The sequence below is a fragment of the Streptomyces sp. NPDC097129 genome, from assembly GCF_055668065.1.
In genome coordinates, this window is sequence record NZ_JBVOQE010000001.1 from 411,184 (window position 1) to 430,867 (window position 19,684).

At 71.3% G+C, this 19,684-nt stretch carries 14 protein-coding genes; 7 read left to right on the forward strand and 7 right to left on the reverse strand.

All coding sequences use genetic code 11. The features are described from left to right. Positions 1–16: 16 nt before the first annotated feature. From AC0B9F_RS01850 to AC0B9F_RS01870, 5 genes are all read right to left on the reverse strand, one after another. A complete protein-coding gene (locus AC0B9F_RS01850) occupies positions 17–1,387 on the reverse strand; it encodes an alpha-amylase (protein ID WP_471998241.1) in 1,371 nt (456 codons plus the stop codon). 152 nt (positions 1,388–1,539) lie between these two features. Further along, positions 1,540–3,240 carry a glycoside hydrolase family 13 protein gene (locus AC0B9F_RS01855; protein WP_471998242.1) on the reverse strand — a complete coding sequence of 567 codons (1,701 nt, stop codon included), beginning with the start codon at positions 3,238–3,240 and terminating at the stop codon, positions 1,540–1,542. Positions 3,241–3,393: 153 nt separating this feature from the next. Further along, positions 3,394–4,302 (reverse strand): sugar ABC transporter permease, encoded by a 909-nt coding sequence (locus AC0B9F_RS01860; RefSeq protein ID WP_471998243.1) that lies wholly within the window; start codon positions 4,300–4,302, stop codon positions 3,394–3,396. A gap of 16 nt (positions 4,303–4,318) precedes the next feature. Beyond that, entirely contained in the window at positions 4,319–5,269 is a 951-nt protein-coding gene (locus tag AC0B9F_RS01865) for a carbohydrate ABC transporter permease (RefSeq protein ID WP_471998244.1), read from the reverse strand. A gap of 104 nt (positions 5,270–5,373) precedes the next feature. Further along, positions 5,374–6,645: an extracellular solute-binding protein gene (locus AC0B9F_RS01870; RefSeq protein WP_471998245.1), complete on the reverse strand. Its 1,272-nt coding sequence runs from the start codon at positions 6,643–6,645 to the stop codon at positions 5,374–5,376. Between the two features lie 367 nt (positions 6,646–7,012). On the opposite strand from AC0B9F_RS01870, the gene AC0B9F_RS01875 reads away from it, so the two are divergent. Then, a complete protein-coding gene (locus AC0B9F_RS01875; protein WP_471998246.1) occupies positions 7,013–8,047 on the forward strand; it encodes a LacI family DNA-binding transcriptional regulator in 1,035 nt (344 codons plus the stop codon). A 149-nt stretch (positions 8,048–8,196) separates the two neighbouring features. After that, entirely contained in the window at positions 8,197–9,060 is an 864-nt protein-coding gene (locus AC0B9F_RS01880) for a phosphatase PAP2 family protein (RefSeq protein ID WP_471998247.1), read from the forward strand. Here AC0B9F_RS01880 and AC0B9F_RS01885 read toward each other — a convergent pair. Then, a complete protein-coding gene (locus tag AC0B9F_RS01885; RefSeq protein WP_471998248.1) occupies positions 9,048–12,044 on the reverse strand; it encodes a bifunctional [glutamine synthetase] adenylyltransferase/[glutamine synthetase]-adenylyl-L-tyrosine phosphorylase in 2,997 nt (998 codons plus the stop codon). The genes AC0B9F_RS01880 and AC0B9F_RS01885 overlap by 13 nt on opposite strands. Positions 12,045–12,816: 772 nt before the next feature. Here AC0B9F_RS01885 and AC0B9F_RS01890 point away from each other — a divergent pair. The 4 genes from AC0B9F_RS01890 to AC0B9F_RS01905 all read left to right on the forward strand — a co-directional run bounded on the left by AC0B9F_RS01890 (position 12,817) and on the right by AC0B9F_RS01905 (position 16,752). Next, entirely contained in the window at positions 12,817–13,308 is a 492-nt protein-coding gene (locus tag AC0B9F_RS01890; protein WP_471998249.1) for a VOC family protein, read from the forward strand. A 180-nt stretch (positions 13,309–13,488) separates the two neighbouring features. Next, positions 13,489–14,376, forward strand: coding sequence for an alkaline phosphatase family protein (locus tag AC0B9F_RS01895; protein WP_471998250.1), 888 nt, complete (start codon positions 13,489–13,491; stop codon positions 14,374–14,376). Between the two features lies 1 nt (position 14,377). Beyond that, positions 14,378–15,706 carry an MFS transporter gene (locus AC0B9F_RS01900; protein WP_471998251.1) on the forward strand — a complete coding sequence of 443 codons (1,329 nt, stop codon included), beginning with the start codon at positions 14,378–14,380 and terminating at the stop codon, positions 15,704–15,706. Next, positions 15,703–16,752, forward strand: a complete 1,050-nt coding sequence (locus AC0B9F_RS01905; RefSeq protein WP_471998252.1) for a TolB family protein — start codon at positions 15,703–15,705, stop codon at positions 16,750–16,752. Before AC0B9F_RS01900 ends, AC0B9F_RS01905 begins: the two co-directional genes overlap by 4 nt. A gap of 28 nt (positions 16,753–16,780) precedes the next feature. On the opposite strand, the gene glnA is transcribed toward AC0B9F_RS01905, so the two are convergent. Further along, entirely contained in the window at positions 16,781–18,142 is a 1,362-nt protein-coding gene (glnA, locus tag AC0B9F_RS01910) for a type I glutamate--ammonia ligase (RefSeq protein WP_471998253.1), read from the reverse strand. A 310-nt stretch (positions 18,143–18,452) separates the two neighbouring features. Here glnA and AC0B9F_RS01915 point away from each other — a divergent pair, with 310 nt between their 5' ends. After that, positions 18,453–19,640: a globin domain-containing protein gene (locus tag AC0B9F_RS01915; RefSeq protein ID WP_471998254.1), complete on the forward strand. Its 1,188-nt coding sequence runs from the start codon at positions 18,453–18,455 to the stop codon at positions 19,638–19,640. Positions 19,641–19,684 lie beyond the last annotated feature (44 nt).

A 19,684-nucleotide genomic window follows, 5' to 3' on the forward strand; every position in this document is an offset into this window, starting at 1 on the left:
GCCGTGGGGGCGGGCCTCAGCAGCTCGACTTGCCCGCGTAGACGGCGAGCGCGGTGTTGGCGCCGAGCGTGGCGGTGAGGGCGCCGGAGCCGTTCACCGTCACCGGGGTGTTGTTCTGGACGTTGCAGTAGGTCCCCGCCGGGAGGGATGTCTGGTAGGTGCGGGTGAGGGCCGAGGACTCGTGGTTGATGGCCACGAAGCCCTTGCTGCCGCGCCCGAAGGCGATCGCGTTGCCGCCGTCGTCCCACCAGTTCGTGACGGCCTGGCCGCGGGTGGCGTTGCGGAAGCCGACCATGGAGATGATCTCGGGCCACTTGTGCTGGCACTTCCAGCCGTCCTGCCAGCAGGCGTTGACCGTGCCGCCGTTCGGCGGGCCCGCGTCCGCGTCCGACCACTCGTAGCCGGAGTTGATGTCGGGGGCGCCGTACGGCCAGGCCAGCATGAAGACGTTGGCGAGGGTGTAGTTCGCGCCGTCCTTGTAGCTGAGGGTGGAGCCGTTGCGTTCGGTGTCGTGGTTGTCGACGAAGACGCCGGCGACGGAACTGTTCAGGTAGCCCCAGGCCTCCCCGTAGTTCTTCAGGTAGGCGAGCTTCTCGTTGGTGAAGACGCGCTTGAGGTCGTAGGCGTAGCGGAACTCCTGGACGTCGCCGTTGCCGGTGTACTCGGTCGGCTGGACGGCCTCGCCCGCGCCGTAGATGACCTCCTGCTTGAAGTAGACGGACGGGTTGGTCAGCCGGGACTTGATGTTGGCGAGGTCGGCGGCGTCGATGTGCTTGGCGGCGTCGATGCGGAAGCCGTCCGCGCCGAGGGAGAGCAGGTCGTTCATGTACCCGGCGATCGCGCCGCGGACGTAGGGCTCGCCGGTGTCCAGGTCGGCGAGGCCGACGAGTTCGCAGTGCTGGACGTTCCAGCGGTCCTGGTAGTTGCTGACCTGGGCGGTGCAGTCGTCGAAGTCGTACGACGAGTACAGGCCGGGGTAGTTGTACTTCGTGTACGACGAGCCGCCGGTGCCGGTGCCGCTGCCCGCCGACATGTGGTTGATGACGGTGTCGACGACGACCTTCACCCCGGCCGCGTGACAGGTGTTCACCATGTTCTGGAACGCGGCCCGGTCACCGAGCCGCCCGGCGATCCGGTACGACACCGGCTGGTACGACGTCCACCACTGCGGGCCCTGTATGTGTTCGGCGGGCGGGGAGACCTGGACGTAGCCGTAGCCGGCGGGGCCGAGGGTGCTGGTGCACTCCTTGGCCACCGAGTCGTACTTCCACTCGAAGAGGACGGCCGTGACGTCCTTGGTGCCGGGCGGGGAGGCGTGCGCGGCGGCCGGGGTCATGACAAGTGCCGCGGCGAGGGCGGCCGCCCCGGCGAGGATTCTGCGTGCCATGTGGGGTTCCTTCGTCCTTGAAGGCATGTGGGGAACCGCGAAAGCCCTTGCTGAAAGCTTCAGCAAACTTGCGGTGACGCAGATGTTAAAGGCCCGCCACCTGAAAGGGCAGCGGGCCGGACGAAGTTGTTGAAGATTCTTGCGAAGGGCCGTCAGGCGGTGGTGAACCAGACGGTGGTGTCGGCCGGCACCTTCGCCTCGCCGCCGGCCTCGCTCACCTCACCGCTGGCGAGCAGCACACGGCCGTACGCCGGAGTCGTCACGGACTCCCCCGTGGTGTTGGCGACGCAGACGAAGTCGCCGCGGCGGAAGGCGAGGACGCCCTCGGGAGCGCGCAGCCACTCCACGCTGTCACCGGCGCCCAGGTCCGGGTGGACACGGCGGGCGGCGAGCGCCCCTCGGTACAGCTCCAGGGTCGACTCCGGCGCACCGGTCTGCGCCTCGATGCTCAGCTCGCCCCAGTTCTCCGGCTGCGGCAGCCAGCTGCCGCCACTGCCGAAGCCGTACGACGAACCCGTGCGGGTCCACGGGATCGGCACCCGGCAGCCGTCACGGAAGCCGTCCTGGCCCGCGCCGCGGAAGTACGCCGGGTCCTGGCGCACCTCGTCGGGCAGGTCGACGACGTCCGGCAGGCCCAGCTCCTCGCCCTGGTAGACGTAGGCCGAGCCGGGCAGCGCCAGCATCAGCAGCGTCGCGGCACGGGCCCGGCGCAGGCCCAGCGCGCGGTCCCCGGCGGTGCGGATCTGGGTGCCGAGGCCGGGCGCGTTGGCGAAGCGGGTGGCGTGCCGGGTGACGTCGTGGTTGGACAGCACCCAGGTGGCGGGGGCGCCGACCGGGCGCATGGCGTCCAGGGTGCGGTCGATGACCGTCCGCAGCTCCCTGGCGTCCCATTCCGTCGCCAGGTACTGGAAGTTGAACGCCTGGTGCAGCTCGTCGGGGCGGACGTAGTGCGCGGTGCGCTCGACGGTCGGCGTCCACGCCTCGGCCACGAAAATGCGTTCTGGGGGTCCCCCCTGCTCGGAGAGCTCGGGGGAGTACTCGTCGAGGATCGTGCGCCACTGCCGGTAGATGGCGTGCACGCCGTCCTGGTCGAAGAACGGCATGACATCGTTGCCCAGCAGCTTCAGCTGGTCGTGGCTGCCGAGGTCGGGCAGGCCGTCGGCCTTGACCAGGCCGTGGGCGACGTCGATGCGGAAGCCGTCGACGCCCATGTCGAGCCAGAAGCGCAGGATGGAGCGGAACTCGTCGCCGACGGCCGGGTGGTCCCAGTTGAAGTCGGGCTGCTCGGGCGCGAAGAGGTGCAGATACCACTCGCCGGGCGTGCCGTCGGGCTCGGTGACGCGGGTCCAGGCCGGCCCGCCGAAGATGGACTCCCAGTCGTTGGGCGGCAGTTCGCCGTTCTCTCCCTGCCCGGGACGGAAGTGGTAGCGCTCGCGCAGCGGGGAGCCGGGGCCCTCGGCGACGGCGCGCTTGAACCACTCGTGCTGGTCGGAGGAGTGGTTGGGCACCAGGTCGACGATGATGCGCAGGCCCAGCCGGTGGGCGTCGCGGATCAGCGCGTCGGCGTCCAGGAGGTTGCCGAACATGGGGTCGACGGCCCGGTAGTCGGCGACGTCGTAACCGGCGTCGGCCTGCGGGGAGGCATAGAAGGGACTGAGCCAGACGGCGTCCACGCCCAGGTCACGCAGGTACGGCAGACGAGAGCGTACGCCCTCCAGGTCGCCCATACCGTCGCCGTTGCTGTCGGCGAAACTGCGCGGATACACCTGGTAGATCACCGCGTCCCGCCACCAGTCGCGGCGCTGGGCGACGGTGGCGAGGGCCGAGTTCGGTGCCGGGGAATGCTGGGTCATGACGTCCTTGATACCTGAGGAGAGTGAGGTCATCGGGCTTGTGGGTGCGGCGGCTGGAGGGTGAGGCGGCCGCGGTGACAGCGGGGTCGGAGGGCCACCGCGGCCGCCTGCCCGCGCGACCAGGCGCGCGGGAACCTACTGGCTGACGGTCCGTCAGCCCTTGGTGCCGCCGGCGGTGAGGCCGGTCACCAGGTTCTTCTGCACGAGGTAGAAGAACACGGACACGGGTATCGCGATCAGGACCGCGGTGGCGGCCATGAGGTTGCGCTGGGCGTCGTGCTCGCTGACGAAGCTCTGCAGACCGACGGCGAGGGTGTACTTGCTGTCGTCCAGCATGAAGGTGGTGGCGAAGGCGACCTCGCCGAAGGCGGTGATGAAGCTGTAGAAGCCGGCGACCGCCAGGCCCGGCCGGGCGAGCGGCAAGATCAGCCGCGCGAACGTGCCGAACGGGGTCAGGCCGTCGACGCGCCCCGCCTCGTCGATCTCGAAGGGGATCGTGTCGAAGTAGCCCTTGAGCAGCCAGGCGCAGTACGGCACCGCGGTCGTGCAGTAGATCAGGATCAGACCGAGGTAGTTGTCGATCAGCTGCAGCTCGGACAGGATCTGGTACATCGGCACCATCAGCACGGCCACCGGGAACATCTGGGTGACCAGCAGGACCCACATGAACTTGCGGTAGCCCGGGAAGCGCATGCGGGAGACGGCGTAGCCGGTGGTGGCGGCGACGAGCACACCGATCACCGTGGTGCCGAGGGAGACGATCAGGGAGCTCTTCAGCCAGTCGAAGAAGCCGGTGTGCTGGAGGACGAACGAGTAGTTGTCCAGCGTCATCTTCCCCCAGATGCGGCCGGGGTGCAGATAGTCGTCCTTGTCCGGGCCGAGGGAGAGGAACACCAGCCAGGCCACCGGGAAGAGGGCGACGAGGCTCGCGCCGGTCAGCAGGCCGTGGGAGGCGAGGGCGCCGAGGCGGGAGCGCCGGCCGCGGCCGCGCGTCCCGCGGGGGGCGCCCGCGGAGGTCTTCTCGGTCACCGCGGCGGAGGACTCGACTGTGGTCGTGGTCATGAGGGGAGCTCCTGCCTCAGATCGCGAGCTGCTGGTCGTTGCGGTTCAGCCAGCGGCGGTAGAAGGAGGTGAAGACGATCAGGATGGCCAGCAGCAGCATGCCGTAGCTGGCGGACTGGGCGAAGTCACGTGGCTGCTGCCCGAAGCCGAGGTAGTACGCCCAGGTGACGAGGATCTGGGCGTCGGGCGCGGAGGTCGGGCCGAAGAGCAGGAAGATCACGGCGAACTGGTTGAAGGTCCAGATGATGCCGAGCAGGACGACGGTGGAGCTGACCGAGCGCAGGCCGGGCAGGGTGACGTAGCGGAACCGCTGCCAGGGGCTCGCGCCGTCCATCTCGGCGGCCTCGTACAGCGAGGCGTCGATGGACTGCAGCCCGCCGAGCAGGGAGACCATCATGAACGGCACACCGCACCAGGTGTTGACCATGATCGCGGCGAACCGCTGCCAGAAGGTGTCCTCCAGCCAGGCCGGCGAGGGCAGGTGCAGGGCGTCGAGGAAGGTGTTGATGACGCCGCCGTCGGAGAGCATGATCCGCCAGCCGAAGACGGTGACGAAGGTGGGCACGGCCCACGGGATGATCAGCAGCAGCCGGTAGGCGGTGCGGCCGCGCAGCTTCTGGTTGAGCAGCAGCGCGAGGCCGAGGCCGAGGGAGTAGTGCAGCGCGACGCACAGCGCGGTCCAGGCGATCGTCCAGATGAAGTGCGACCAGAAGCGGTCGTACGCCGTCGGGCCGAAGAGGATGTCCTGGTAGTTGTCCAGCCCGATGAACTTGTAGGCGGCGTCGATGTGATTGACGCCGATCGTGCGGGCGGTGTTCAGGCTGTTGGCGTCGGTGAGCGTGAGATACAGGCCGTACACCAGCGGATAGACGACGAGGACGCCGAGCACGACGGCCACGGGGGTGACCATCGCGTAGGCGTACCAGTGCTTCTGGTAGCCGCGCTTGAGACGTTGGACGACTGTCATGGTTCTCGACACCTTCGAAGACGATCAGGGAGTACGGCGCGCAGGCCGGTGGCCGCCGGATCCCTCCCCCCGCTCAAGACGGGGGATCCGGCGGCCACGCGGGGTCACTTGCTGAAGTCCGGGACCAGCTTGGTGATCGCGGTCTCCGCGTTGCTCAGGCCCTGGTCCAGAGACTCCTTGCCGCCGGCGATCTTGGGCAGCTCGGTGTCGAGCGGACCCCACAGGGAGCTGTACTCCGGCAGGGCGGGGCGCGGCTGGGCGGCGGGCAGGACGGTCTGGTAACCGGCGATGCCCGGGTCGGCCTTGACCTCGGCGGTGTAGGCGTCGTCCCGCGTCGGCAGCGTCGAGTTCTTCAGCGCGATCTGCGTCTGCGACGCCGCGGAGGTCATGAAGCCGACGAACTTCAGCGCGGCCTTCTGGTGGGCGGCGTCGGAGCCCGCGTAGACGGACAGGTTGTGACCGCCGGTCGGGGCGCCGGCCTTGCCGGCCGAGCCGGCCGGGACGGTGGCGATGCCGAGGTTGCTCTTGTCCTTGAAGGCGGAGCCCTTGTAGAAGTTGGTGATCTCCCACGGGCCCTGGATGATCGCGGCGACCTTGCCGTTGACGAACGCGTCCTGGATGTGGGCGTAGGCGTCGGCGGTGGTGTCGGCCTTGTGCAGGCCCTTGCCGTCGAACAGGCTCAGCCAGGTGCCGTAGCCCTTCTTGGCGGCGGCCGAGTTCACGGTGATCTTCTTGCCGGCGGCGTCGACCGTGTCGGTGCCCTCGCCGTAGAGGTAGGGCTGGGCGTAGTAGGCCTGGGTGGAGCCCCAGTAACCGTCGACGCCGGTCTTGTCCTTGACGGTGGCGGCGTCCTTCTTCAGGTCGTCCCAGGTCTTGGGCGCCTCGGTGATGCCGGCCTTGGCGAACAGCTGCTTGTTGTAGACGAGTGCGAGGGTGTCGGTGACCAGCGGCACGCCGTAGGTCTTGCCCTCGTACTGGGCCTGCTGGATCAGGCTGGGCTGGAACTTGTCCTTCTGAGCCAGGGCCTCGGTGCCGTCCAGCGGCAGGAAGTAGCCCTTCTTGGCGAAGGCCGGGGTCCAGCCGACCTCGGAGCGCAGCACGTCGGGGGCACCCTTGGAGCCGGCGGCGGTGTCGAACTTGTTCTGGGCCTGGTCGAACTGGACGTTGACGTAGTTGACCTTGACGTCCTTGTTCGCGGCCTCGAACTGCTTGATCAGTGCCTGGTAGGTGGGGGCCTCGTTGGTGGCGTTGGAGGTGTCCCACCAGGTGATGGTGACCGGCCCGCCGGCCTTGTCGCCACTGTCGCTGCCGCCGCAGGCCGTCGCCGCCAGCGCGAGGGACGCCGCCAGCGCGGTGGCCGCTATGCCACGCCGCATGAGTTCTCCTTGAGGTGAAAGCCCGAGTGGTGCCGACTGCGCCGTTGCTCGCCGTCGGGCGACGTGAACGTAACAGCCATGTAAGCGTCACGAAAGACCTTGCAGCAAAAAAGTGCAAGACACCTCCGAAGTTACCCGGGCGTGATCGGGTCTCGACCGGCATGAGACCGCTGTGAGACTGTTGTTTACAGGGATTGGGCAGGGCGGGGGCAGACCGGAACCGCCGTGTGCAAGACTCTGCAAGTTCTTGCCACCGATTGCACGAGGGAGCGCGATGCCGCAGCAGCCCACCGCGGGACGTCCTACGGGCCGCCCCCGGCGCCCGGTCGGTGTGCAAGCGGGCATCCGGCCGGTACAGTCCAGTGGCGTGACCACACGGCTTGCCGACATCGCCGCGCAGGCGGGGGTGAGCGAAGCGACCGTCAGCCGCGTTCTCAACGGGAAGCCGGGCGTCGCCGCCACCACCCGCCAGTCCGTGCTGGCCGCGCTCGACGTCCTCGGCTACGAGCGGCCCGTGCGGCTGCGCCAGCGCAGCGCGGGCCTCGTGGGGCTGATCACCCCGGAGCTGGAGAACCCCATATTCCCGGCCCTGGCCCAGGTCATCGGCCAGGCGCTGACCCGCCAGGGCTACACGCCGGTGCTCGCCACCCAGACGCCGGGCGGCTCCACCGAGGACGAGCTGACGGAGATGCTCGTCGACCGCGGGGTGGCCGGCATCATCTACGTCTCCGGGCTGCACGCCGACACCACCGCCGACATGCAGCGCTACGAGCAGCTGCGCGCCCAGGGCGTGCCGTTCGTGCTCGTGGACGGCTTCTCGCCGAAGGTGCAGGCGCCGTTCATCTCCCCCGACGACCGCGCCGCGATGACGCTCGCGGTGACGCATCTGGCCTCGCTCGGCCACACCAGGATCGGTCTCGCCCTCGGCCCCAAGCGGTTCGTGCCGGTCCAGCGCAAGATCGAGGGGTTCGTGCGGGCCATGCAGGACTCGCTGGGCCTCGCCCCGGACGTGATCGAGGCGGAGCTGGTGCAGCACTCCCTGTACACGCTGGAGGGCGGCCAGGCGGCCACGACCGCGCTGATCGAGCGCGACTGCACGGCCGTGGTGTGCGCCAGCGACATGATGGCGCTGGGCGCCATACGGGCGGCCCGCCAGCGGGGCCTGGAGGTCCCGACGGACATCTCCGTCGTCGGCTTCGACGACTCGCCGCTGATCGCCTTCACCGACCCGCCGCTGACGACGGTCCGCAAGCCGGTCCCGGCGATGGGCCAGGCGGCCGTGCGCACGCTGCTGGAGGAGATCGGCGGGACGCCCGCGCCGCACAGCGAGTTCGTGTTCATGCCGGAACTGGTGGTGCGCGGCTCCACCGCCTCGGCTCCCGGCGACCGCAACCGCCCGTAGAGCCGCACGGCAGCCGCCCGTGAAGGCTCCCGCGATCCGCCCGTAAGGGTCGTGGGCGCCCAAGTCCTCCGCAAGTCGGAGAAGGTGCGCGGGGGACCCGACCGGAGGATGATCGGTCACAGAAGGTCTATCTGGCAGAATTCGTGCACATGGGTGAGACGACCGTGACGACCCCGGAAGGCCGCGAAGCGGCACTCCCGCAGCCCGTCACGGCCGCTTCGCGCGGCGGCCTCCTCGGCCGGCTGCGCACTCCGCGTGCCCCGCGGCTCTGGCTGGAGATCCTGCTGATCGCGGTCAGTTACTGGACCTATTCGCTGATCCGCAACGCCGTCCCCGAGCAGCGCGGCCAGGCGCTGCGCAACGCGGACTGGATCTGGCGGCTGGAGCACTCCCTCGGCATCGCCTTCGAGCAGTCCGTCAACCACGCCGTGAACTCGGTGACTTGGCTGATCGTCGGCATGAACTACTACTACGCCACGCTGCACTTCATCGTGACCCTCGGCGTGCTGGTCTGGCTGTACCGCAGGCATCCCGGGCGCTACGGCGCGGCCCGGCTGGCGCTGTTCGCCACGACGGGTGTGGCCCTGGTCGGTTACTACCTGTATCCGCTCGCGCCGCCCCGGTTGATGAACGGCACCCACTTCATCGACACCGTCATGGTCCATCAGACGTGGGGCTCGATGGCCTCCGGCGACCTGAAGCACATGTCGAACCAGTACGCGGCCATGCCGTCGATGCACATCGGCTGGTCCCTGTGGTGCGGCCTGACGATCTTCGCGCTGGCGAGGACGCCCTGGGCGCGCGTCCTGGGCCTGCTCTACCCGGCGGCGACCCTGCTGGTCATCGTGGCCACGGCCAACCACTTCTGGCTGGACGCGGTGGGCGGCGTCCTGTGCCTGGCGTTCGGCTTCACGGTGGCGCGCCTGTGGTACGGCTCCCTGCCCTACGCCCTCCCGCGGCACGTGGCCGTCAAGGCGGCGCGGGAACGGGCCCCGGCGCGTCAGGCGCCGTAGAACAGCTCCTCGACGACGCCACGGGCCCGGCGCGTGGTACGCCGGTAGGCGTCGAGCATGTCGCCGACGTGCCCGGGCCCGTAGCCGAGGTAGCGCCCGACGGCGGCCAGTTCGCGGCTCTCCGTGGGGAACGTGTCCCCGGCCCGCCCGCGCACCAGCATGACCGCGTTGCGCACCCGGGTGGCCAGCACCCACGCCTCGTCCAGGATCTCCGCGTCCTCGGCCGAGAGCAGTCCGGCGTCCAGGGCCGCGGCGAGGGCCTGCCGGGTCCGGGTGGTGCGCAGCCCCGGAACGTCCCGGGCGTGCCGCATCTGCAGCACCTGCACGGTCCACTCCACGTCCGACAGCCCGCCCGGCCCGAGCTTGGTGTGCAGCTTGGGGTCGGCGCCGCGCGGCAGCCGCTCGGACTCCATCCGGGCCTTGAGCCGCCGGATCTCCCGCACGGCGTCCTCGCCGAGCCCGTCCGCCGGGTAGCGCAGCGGATCGATCAGCTCGACGAAACGGCGCCCCAGATCCTCGTCCCCGGCGACCGGCTCGGCCCGCAGCAGCGCGTGCGACTCCCACACGAGCGACCAGCGGCGGTAGTACGCCTCGTACGAGTTCAGGGTGCGCACCAGCGGCCCGGACTTGCCCTCCGGGCGCAGGTCGGCGTCGATCAGCAGCGGCGGGTCGGAGCTGGGGAGCTGCAGCAGCCGCCGCATCTCGCCGACGACCTTGTTCGCCGCCGCGCCGGCCTCCCGCTCGTCGACGCCGTCCCGGGGCTCGTGCACGAACAGCACGTCGGCGTCGGAGCCGTACCCCAGCTCGTGGCCGCCGAAGCGGCCCATGCCGATGACGGCGAACCGCGTGGGCAGCGTGTCCCCCCACCCCTCGCGCACGACGGCGCGCAGGGTGCCGGCGAGGGTCGCGGCCGTCAGATCGGAGACGGCAGCGGCGACCCGGTCCACCAGGGCGCCCTGATCGGCCTCGGCGGACTGCGTCTCGGTGCCGTAGGAACCGACGATGTCGGCGGCGGCGGTCCGGAACAGCTCCCGGCGACGCACCCCGCGGGCCGCGGTGACGCCCTGCTCGGCGTTCTCGGCGCGTCCCACCGCCGCGAGGATCTCCTGCTCCAGATGACCGCGCGACCTGGGCGCGAGCCCGCCGCCGTCGCCGTCGCCGAGCAGCGCCACGGCCTCCGGCGCCCGCATCAGCAGATCCGGGGCGAGCCGCCCGGCGGACAGCACCCGCGCCAGATTCTCCGCGGCCGCGCCCTCGTCGCGCAGCAGCCGCAGATACCAGGGAGTCTTGCCCAGCGCGTCGGACACCTTGCGGAAGCCCAGCAGCCCCGCGTCCGGATCGGCCGAGTCCGCGAACCACCCCAGCAGCACCGGCAGCAGCGTCCGCTGGATGGCGGCCTTGCGGGTGACGCCGGAGGCCAGCGCCTCCAGATGCCGCAGCGCGGCGGCCGGATCGGCGTACCCCAGGGCGATCATCCGCTCCCGGGCCGCCTTCGCGCTCAGCCGCGCCTCCCCCGGCGCGAGCTGGGCGACCGCGTCGAGCAGCGGCCGGTAGAACAACTTCTCGTGCAGCCGTCGTACGACACCGGTGTGCCGTTTCCACTCCCGGGTCAGCTCGGTCACCGGGTCGGCACGCAGCCCCAGTGACCGCCCGATCCTCCGCAGATCGGCGTCGTCCTCGGGCACCAGATGCGTCCGGCGCAACCGGAACAACTGGATCCGGTGCTCCATGGACCGCAGGAACCGGTAGGCGTCGTCGAGCTGGACGGCGTCCGCACGGCCCACGTACCCGCCCGCCGCGAGCGCCTGCAACGCGTCCAGCGTCGTACCACTGCGCAGGGAGGCGTCGGCGCGGCCGTGCACGAGCTGGAGGAGCTGCACGGCGAACTCGACGTCGCGCAGCCCGCCGGGCCCGAGCTTCAGCTCCCTCTCCACCTCGGCCACCGGGATGTTCTCGACGACCCGCCGCCGCATCTTCTGCACGTCGGCGACGAAGTTCTCCCGCTCGGCGGCCTGCCAGACCAGCGGCTCCAGCGCCTCGATGTACGCCCGCCCCAGCTCGGCGTCACCGGCGACGGGCCGGGCCTTCAGCAGCGCCTGGAACTCCCAGGTCTTGGCCCAGCGCTGGTAGTAGGCGAGATGGCTGGCCAGGGTCCGCACCAGCGGCCCGTTGCGTCCCTCGGGCCGCAGATTGGCGTCGACGGGCCAGATGGAGCCCTCGACGGTGGTCTCCGAACAGATCCGCATCAGATGCGAGGCAAGCCGCGCGGCGGCCTTCAGGGCCTTGTCCTCCTCGGCCCCCTCGGCCGCCTCCGCGACGAAGATGACATCGACGTCGGAGACGTAGTTCAGCTCGTGGCCGCCGCACTTGCCCATCGCGATCACCGCGAGCCGGCAGGCGGCGGCGTCCTGCGGGGCGGCCGCCTTCGCCATGGCCAGCGCCGCGCGCAGCGTCGCGGTCGCCAGATCGGCCAGCTCGGCGGCGACCTCCGCGACGTCCGTCGTCCCGCACACGTCACGGGCGGCGATGGACAGCAGACAGCGGCGGTAGGCGACCCGCAGCGAGACGGGATCGACGGCCTCTTCCAGACCACGCTCGAACTCCACGAGCCCCGGGTGCAGGTCGGACGGCTCATAGGTGACCAGGGCCTGCCAGTCCCGCGGATGCCGGGCGAGGTGGTCGGCCAGCGCCGCGGACGCGCCCAGCACGCCCAGCAGCCTGTCCCGCAGCGGCTTGGCCGCTATCACCGTGTCGAGCAGTTCCCGGCGGGCGGTGCCATCGGACTGCGCCTCCAGCAGCCGGGCCAGGCCATGCAGGGCGAGATCGGGGTCGGCGGTGGCCCCGAGGGCCTCCAGCAGGACGGGGTCGCTGCGGACGTGGGCGAGGTCGGCGCCGTCCAGGAGACGTTCGGCGGCGGACGGATCGGTGAAGCCGTGCCGCAGCAGCCGCGAGAAGGTACTGCTCCTGCGCCCGGGCGCCGTCATCTCCGGCCTCCTTCACGTCGTACGTGGCCCGAGCCTAACCGCAGCCGCGGGGGCGAGCGTGACGGCGTGCTACGCACCCGGCGTTGAGGGCCCCAGCGGCAAACGCGACGCGCGGCGCGGCCGGCCGGGGTGGGTGCACTCACCGGCACCGGCAGGGCGCCCGGTACTGCGACTGGCCGGGGGTGGGTGCGCAGCCCGGCGCGACGGGGTGCCTCCCGCGCCCATCCGTGCCGCCCTGGGGGTGGTCCCCCTGCTCGAAGAGCTTGGGGGAGGCACGCATGCCCGCGGCGTGGCCGAAGGGGAAGGACGAGGGCGCGCCCTGCGGCTGCGCGGGCGGCTGGAGAGACGAGCCGCCCGCACCGTCGCCGCGCGGGTGGGCGGCGCCCCCAGCAGGGCGGCGCGCCGCTCAGCCGATGGCGACCCGCAGTCGCCGACGGCCGGGAGGGGACGGGGTGGGGGGTGTCCGCCCGCAGCGTCCGGCACCGGGCAACAGTAAGCGCGTCGGGGACGGGCGGCCGGACCGAGGACGGACACCCCCCACCCCGGCCCCGACTCAGAAACCGGCCGCAGGCGCTACCGCAACCGGCCACCGGACAGCAACGGGCCGCCGCAGGCACAAAAGGGGCGCGGGGAACTGCGCGACCAGCCACAACGCACCCGCAGACAAAACACGACCCAGCGCCGCAGGCAACCCGGCGAACGCCGGCGAATCCGGTGGCGCACCGCCCGGTTTTCCGCTTCGGTGGGGGAACCACCAGGAGGAGGAAAAGCGATGGACTTCACCCTCGAAGTGATCCCCCTGCCCGTGAGCGACATCGACCGGGCCCGCGACTTCTACCGGGACAAGGTCGGCTTCCACGTCGACATCGACACGGAAGTCATGCCGGGCATGCGCATCGTCCAGCTGACGCCCCCCGGCTCCGGCTGCTCCATCGCCCTCGGCGACAGCATCTGGGAGATGACGAAGGGCCCCCGCCCTGCCCCCGGCTCCTACCAGGGCCTCCAGCTCTGCGTGGCCGACATCAAGGCGGCCCACGCGGAACTGGTCGAGCGCGGCCTGGAGGTCACCGAGCCGGTCCAGTACGCGCCGGACGACGGGGCGACCTTCATGTACTTCACGGACCCCGACGGCAACGGCTGGGCCGTCCAGGAGTACCGCCGCCGCGCCGGGGAACCCCTGCACCGGGTACTGGCCCAGCAGGCGCAGCCCACACACGAGGCGCAACCCCCGACGCAGACCACGCAGACCACGCAGACCACGTAGACGACCCAGACCCCGCCGCACCCCCCGGCACCCACCCCACGGCCCCCAGCCCCCCAGCCCCCAGGGCCAGTAGTTCACCCGCTCTTCACCCCCCGGGTTGCCCCACGTGGGCCGCGGGCATATTGGCGTGTGCATGCTCTGTCCGCACCGCCAGCCCGCCCGTCCCCTCCGGAGGTTGATGTGTCCGGCAGTTCCGTGTACCGCCGCGCCCGTACCGCCCTGGCCTCGGCAACGGCCCTGGCCGCAGCCGCGGTCGGCCTGTGGACCGGGCTCGGCGGTGAGACCGCGCACGCCGCGGGCGCCGTGCCCACCCCGGACCACGTGGTCGTCGTGGTCTTCGAGAACCACGCCTACAGCCAGGTCATAGGCTCCTCCAGCGCCCCGTACATCAACTCGCTGAAGTCCGGCGGCGCCAACCTGACCCAGTCGTACGGCGAAACCCACCCGAGCCAGCCCAACTACTTCGCGCTGTTCTCCGGCTCCACCCAGGGCATCACCGACGACAGCTGCTACACCCCGGGGTTCTCCTCCGCCCCCAACCTCGCCTCCGAGCTGCTCGGCGCCGGCAAGACCTGGGCCAGCTACAACGAGACGCTGCCGAGCCAGGGCTCGACGACGTGCAGCAGCGGCACCTACGCCCGCAAGCACAACCCGTGGTTCGGCTTCAGCAACGTGCCGACCTCGTCGGCGAAGACGTTCGCCCAGTTCCCCACCGACTACTCCACGCTGCCCGACGTCTCCTTCGTCGTGCCGAACCTGTGCAGCGACATGCACGACTGCTCGGTGTCCACCGGTGACACCTGGCTGAAGAACAACCTCGGCGCGTACGCCACGTGGGCCAAGACCCACAACAGCCTGCTCGTCGTCACCTTCGACGAGGACAACAAGCTGTCCGGCAACCGCATCGCGACCGTCCTGTACGGCCAGCCCGTCACCCCGGGCTCGTCCTCGTCGGCCACGTACAACCACTACAACCTCCTCCGCACGCTGGAGGACATGAAGGGCCTCGCCTCCCACGCGGGCAACGCGGGCTCCGCCCAGGACATCACCGGCATCTGGGCGTCCTGAGGTGTACGTCGCGGACAGCCGCGCCGCAGCCCCGGCGCCGGCGTCCGCGGACGGTGCCGTCCGGCCTCCCGCCGGGCGGCGCCGTGCCGCGGTCGCCCCGACCGTCCTCGCGCTCGGCACGGTCAGCCTGATCACCGACGTGTCGTCGGAGATGGTGACGGCCGTGCTCCCGCTGTACCTGGTGGCCGGGCTCGGCCTGTCCCCGCTGGGCTTCGGGCTGCTGGACGGCGTCTACAACGGTTTCTCGGCACTCGTACGGCTGGCCGGCGGTCACCTCGCCGACCGCGGCGGGGGCCGGCACAAGTGGGTCGCCGGCCTGGGCTACGGCCTCTCGGCGGCCTGCAAGCCGCTCCTGCTGGTGGCGCACTCCCTGACCCCGATCGGCCTGGTCCTGGCGGCCGACCGCACCGGCAAGGGCCTGCGCACGGCCCCGCGCGACGCGCTGATCTCCCTGTCCAGTACGCCCGAGACGCGCGGCCGCGCCTTCGGGGTGCACCGGGCGATGGACACCGCGGGCGCCCTGCTCGGGCCGCTGGTGGCGTTCGGCATCCTGCGGGCCACCGTGGACGGCTACGACGCGGTGTTCACGGTGAGCTTCTGCGTGGCTGCCGTGGGCGTCCTGGTGCTGGTGCTGTTCGTACCGGCAGGCCGCCCGGCGCCGGCGGCGGCCGTCGGGACACCCGCCGCGCCGCCCGACCGCCCCACCCTGCGCAATGCCCTGCGCCTCCTGCGCCGCCGCGACCTGCGCCGTATCACGCTCTGCGCGCTCCTCCTGGGCCTGGCCACGGTCAGCGACTCCTTCGTCTACCTGCTGCTGCAGCGCCGGCTGGGCGTGCCCGACCGCTGGTTCGCGCTGCTGCCGCTGGGGACGGCGGCCGCGTTCCTGCTGCTGGCGGTACCGACGGGCCGGCTGGCGGACCGGGTGGGCCGCTGGCGGATGTTCCTGGCCGGTCACGGCGCGCTACTCACGGCGTATGTCCTGCTGCTGACGTCCTGGCACGGGAGCGCGCTGCCGTACGCGGTGCTGGTGCTGCACGGCGCCTTCTACGCGGCCACCGACGGGGTGCTGATGGCGGCGGCCTCGGACAGCGTGCCCGAGGCGCTGCGCTCCTCGGGGCTGGCGCTCGTGCAGACGGGACAGGCGCTCGCCCGGTTCGCCTGCTCGCTGGGGTTCGGCGCGCTGTGGACGGTGTGGGGCGACCGCTCGGCGCTGGCGGCGTCGACGGTGGCGCTGGCCGTGTGCGCCGCGTGCTCGTTCGCCCTGCGCCCGCAAGCCACCGCCGCCACCCCGGCCACCACCGCCACCCCGCACCCGAAAGGCACGGCATGACGGCCGACCCCGCTCCGCCCACCCCGTCCCGCGCGCGCACCCGCGTCCTCGTCCTGCTCGCCGCCGTCGCCGTCCTCGCGGGGGTCGCCGTCGCGTCGGTGCTGCACGCCTCCGCGCGGGCCGAGCGGCGCGAGCAGGCCCAGCCGGGCGGACCGAAGGTGACCGCCGGCCGTGTGTCGCTGACCGGCCGCGGCCGGATGGTCTTCCGCAACATGGCGTGGGGCCCGCACCGCGACGAACTGACCAGCGTCCCGGCCACCGGACCCGGCGGCCCGCGCACCGCCTCCGGCGTGAAGTGCCTGCGCTTCTACGCCGCCGCCGGCACCGGCGTGTGCCTGCAGGCGGTGCACGGCCCGGTGTCGGACACCTACCGCGCCGTACTCCTGGACGCCCGTCTGAGGGAGACGCACCACTACGACGTCCCCGGCATCCCCTCCCGCGCCCGGGTGTCGCCGAGCGGGCACTTCGCCGCCTGGACGGCGTTCGTGGGCGGCGACTCCTACGCGGGCACGAACTTCTCCACGCGCGCGGCGATCGTGGACACGCGCACGGGGAAGCTGATCCCGTCCCTGGAGTCGTTCCGGATCGTCAAGGACGGCCACGGCTACAGCGCGGCGGACGTGAACTTCTGGGGCGTGACGTTCGCCGCCGACGACCGCACCTTCTACGCGACCATGGCGACGAAGGGCCGGACGTACCTGGTCCGCGGCGACCTCGCGGCCCGTACCGTCACCACGGTGCGGACGAACGTCGAGTGCCCGTCCCTGTCCCCCGACGGCACCCGCATCGCCTTCAAGAAGCGGGTGCCGGGCCTGCCGAAGGACGCCCCGTGGCGCCTGTACGTCCTCGACCTGCGCACGCTGCGCGACACCCCGCTGTCCGAACCGCGCAGCGTCGACGACCAGGCGGTCTGGCGCGACGACCACACCCTCGTCTACGCCCTGCCCGGCGACTACGGCGCCGACCTGTACGAGATGCCGGCCGACGGCACGGGAAAGCCGCGGCGCATCAGCACCGCGGCCGTGTCTCCCGCATACCTTCCCTAGGCCGGCCCCGGGCCGTCCCAGGCCGTCCCTACAGCACCGGCAGGTTCTTCCGCAGCTCGAACGCCGTGACCTCCGAGCGGTACTCCTCCCACTCCGAGCGCTTGTTGCGCAGGAAGAAGTCGAAGACGTGCTCGCCGAGGGTTTCGGCGACGAGGTCGCTGTTCTCCATCAGGGTCAGGGCCTCGCCGAGGTTCTGCGGGAGGGGCTCGATGCCCATCGCGCGGCGTTCGGCGTTGGACAGGGCCCACACGTCGTCCTCGGCGCCCGGCGGGAGTTCGTAGCCCTCCTCGATGCCCTTGAGGCCGGCGGCCAGCAGGACGGCGTAGGCCAGGTAGGGGTTGGCGCCGGCGTCCAGGGAGCGGACCTCCACGCGGGCGGAGCCGGTCTTGCCGGGCTTGTACATCGGCACACGGACCAAGGCCGAGCGGTTGTTGTGGCCCCAGCAGATGTAGGAGGGGGCCTCGCCGCCGGCGCCCGCGGTGCGCTCGGAGCCGCCCCAGATGCGCTTGTAGGAGTTCACCCACTGGTTGGTGACGGCCGAGATCTCCGCCGCGTGCCGGAGCAGGCCCGCGATGAACGAGCGGCCGACCTTGGAGAGCTGGAACTCGGCGCCTGACTCGTAGAACGCGTTGCGGTCGCCCTCGAAGAGGGAGAGGTGGGTGTGCATGCCGGAGCCGGGGTGCTCGGAGAACGGCTTCGGCATGAAGGTGGCCTGCACGCCCTGCTCCAGCGCCACCTGCTTCATCACCAGGCGGAACGTCATCACGTTGTCGGCCGTGGACAGCGCGTCGGCGTAGCGCAGGTCGATCTCCTGCTGGCCGGGGGCGCCCTCGTGGTGGGAGAACTCCACGGAGATGCCCATCGACTCCAGCATGGTGATCGCCTGGCGGCGGAAGTCCATGCCGACGTTGGTCGGGGTGTGGTCGAAGTAGCCGGAGTTGTCGGCCGGGGTGGGGCGGCTGCCGTCGAGCGGCTTCTCCTTGAGCAGGAAGAACTCGATCTCGGGGTGCGTGTAGAAGGTGAACCCCAGGTCGGAGGCGCGGGCCAGGGCGCGCTTGAGGACGTAGCGCGGGTCGGCGAAGGAGGGCGAGCCGTCCGGCATGAGGATGTCGCAGAACATGCGCGCGGTGCCGGGGGCCTCGGCACGCCAGGGCAGCACCTGGAACGTGGACGGGTCCGGCTTGGCGATCATGTCGGACTCGTAGACCCGGGCGAAGCCCTCGATGGCGGAGCCGTCGAAGCCGATGCCCTCGTCGAAGGCCTGCTCCAGTTCGGCGGGGGCCACGGCGACGGACTTGAGGAAGCCCAGCACGTCCGTGAACCACAGGCGTACGAACCGGATGTCGCGCTCCTCCAACGTCCGGAGTACGAACTCCTGCTGCTTGTCCATCTTCCGCTTCCCCATCCTTGCTGGTCAGGCCGCCTGTCCCCGGTGAGGCGGGAGGCGGTCGGGCACCTGAGCAGCATCCCATCACACGACCGTTTCACGCGCGTTGCGGACCATGATCGACCGGACGACTGCGGGCGGAACGTCCCGTGCGGACGCGGGCGTACTGCTCTTGCGCCCATCTTGCCTGCTCGGGCCCGCATCCGTAATGGCCGGTCCGGGGCGCGACGTGAGCGATGACACGCCCAGTTAATTTGCATCTCAGATGCAACTTTTCATACCGTCCGGATCAGTCGAGCCAGGAGGAGCAGCGATGCTGTCCGAGCAGTCAGCAGCCACCGTCCGCGCCACGCTGCCCGCCGTCGCGGGCGCCCTCCCGGAGATCACCGAGCGCTTCTACGCCCGGCTCTTCGAGGCCCACCCGGGGCTGCTGCGGGACCTGTTCAACCGCGGCAACCAGGCCTCCGGCGCCCAGAAGCAGGCCCTCGCGGGTTCCATCGCGGCCTTCGCCGTGCACCTGCTGGACCACCCGGACCAGCGGCCCGACGCCGTGCTCGGCCGGATCGCCCACAAGCACGCCTCCCTCGGTGTGACCCCCGAGCAGTACGAGGTCGTGCGCGAGCACCTCTTCGCCGCCATCGCCGAGATCCTCGGCGAGGCCGTCACGCCCGAGGTGGCCGCCGCCTGGGACGAGGTCTACTGGCTGATGGCCAACGCGCTCATCGCGATCGAGAAGCGGCTGTACGAGGAGAGCACCGACCAGGGCCGGCGTCCGTGGGAGGTCGTCGAGCGCATCGAGGAGACGCCGGACGTCGTCACCTTCCGGCTGCGGCCGGCCGACGGCGGCCCGGTGCGCGACGTCCGCGCCGGCCAGTACGTCTCGGTCCAGGTCGAGCTGCCCGACGGCGCCCGTCAGATACGCCAGTACAGCCTCTCCGGCGCGCCGGGCGAGACCGTGCGCCAGTTCAGCGTCAAGCGCGTGACCGGCGCCGGCGTCACCCCCGCCGGCGAGGTCTCCAGCCACCTCCACGCGCACGTGCGCGTCGGCGACACCCTGGTGCTGTCGGAGCCGTACGGCGACCTCGTCCTCGACGACGCCCCCGGCGCGCCCGTGCTGCTGGCCTCCGCCGGGATCGGCGTCACCCCGATGATCGCGATGCTGGCCCAGCTCGCCGAGGACGCGCACGCCGCGCCGGTCACCGTCGTCCACGGCGACCGCTCCCCCGCCGACCACGCGCTGCGCACCGAGCAGGAGGCCTACGCCGGCAAGCTCGCCGACGCCACCGTGCACTTCTGGTACGAGCAGGACGTGCCCGCCGGCGCCCGCGGCGGCCTCGTCGACCTCGCCGACGTCCCGGTGCCGGCCGGCACGCGCGCGTACCTGTGCGGTCCGCTGCCGTTCATGCGCGCCGTGCGCGAGCAGCTGCTCGCCAAGGGTGTCGCCGCCGCCGACATCCACTACGAGGTGTTCGGTCCCGACCTGTGGCCGGCCCAGGGCTGAGCCAGGGCTCTGCGGCCCGTTCCGGCTTTCCCGGGGCGGCGGTC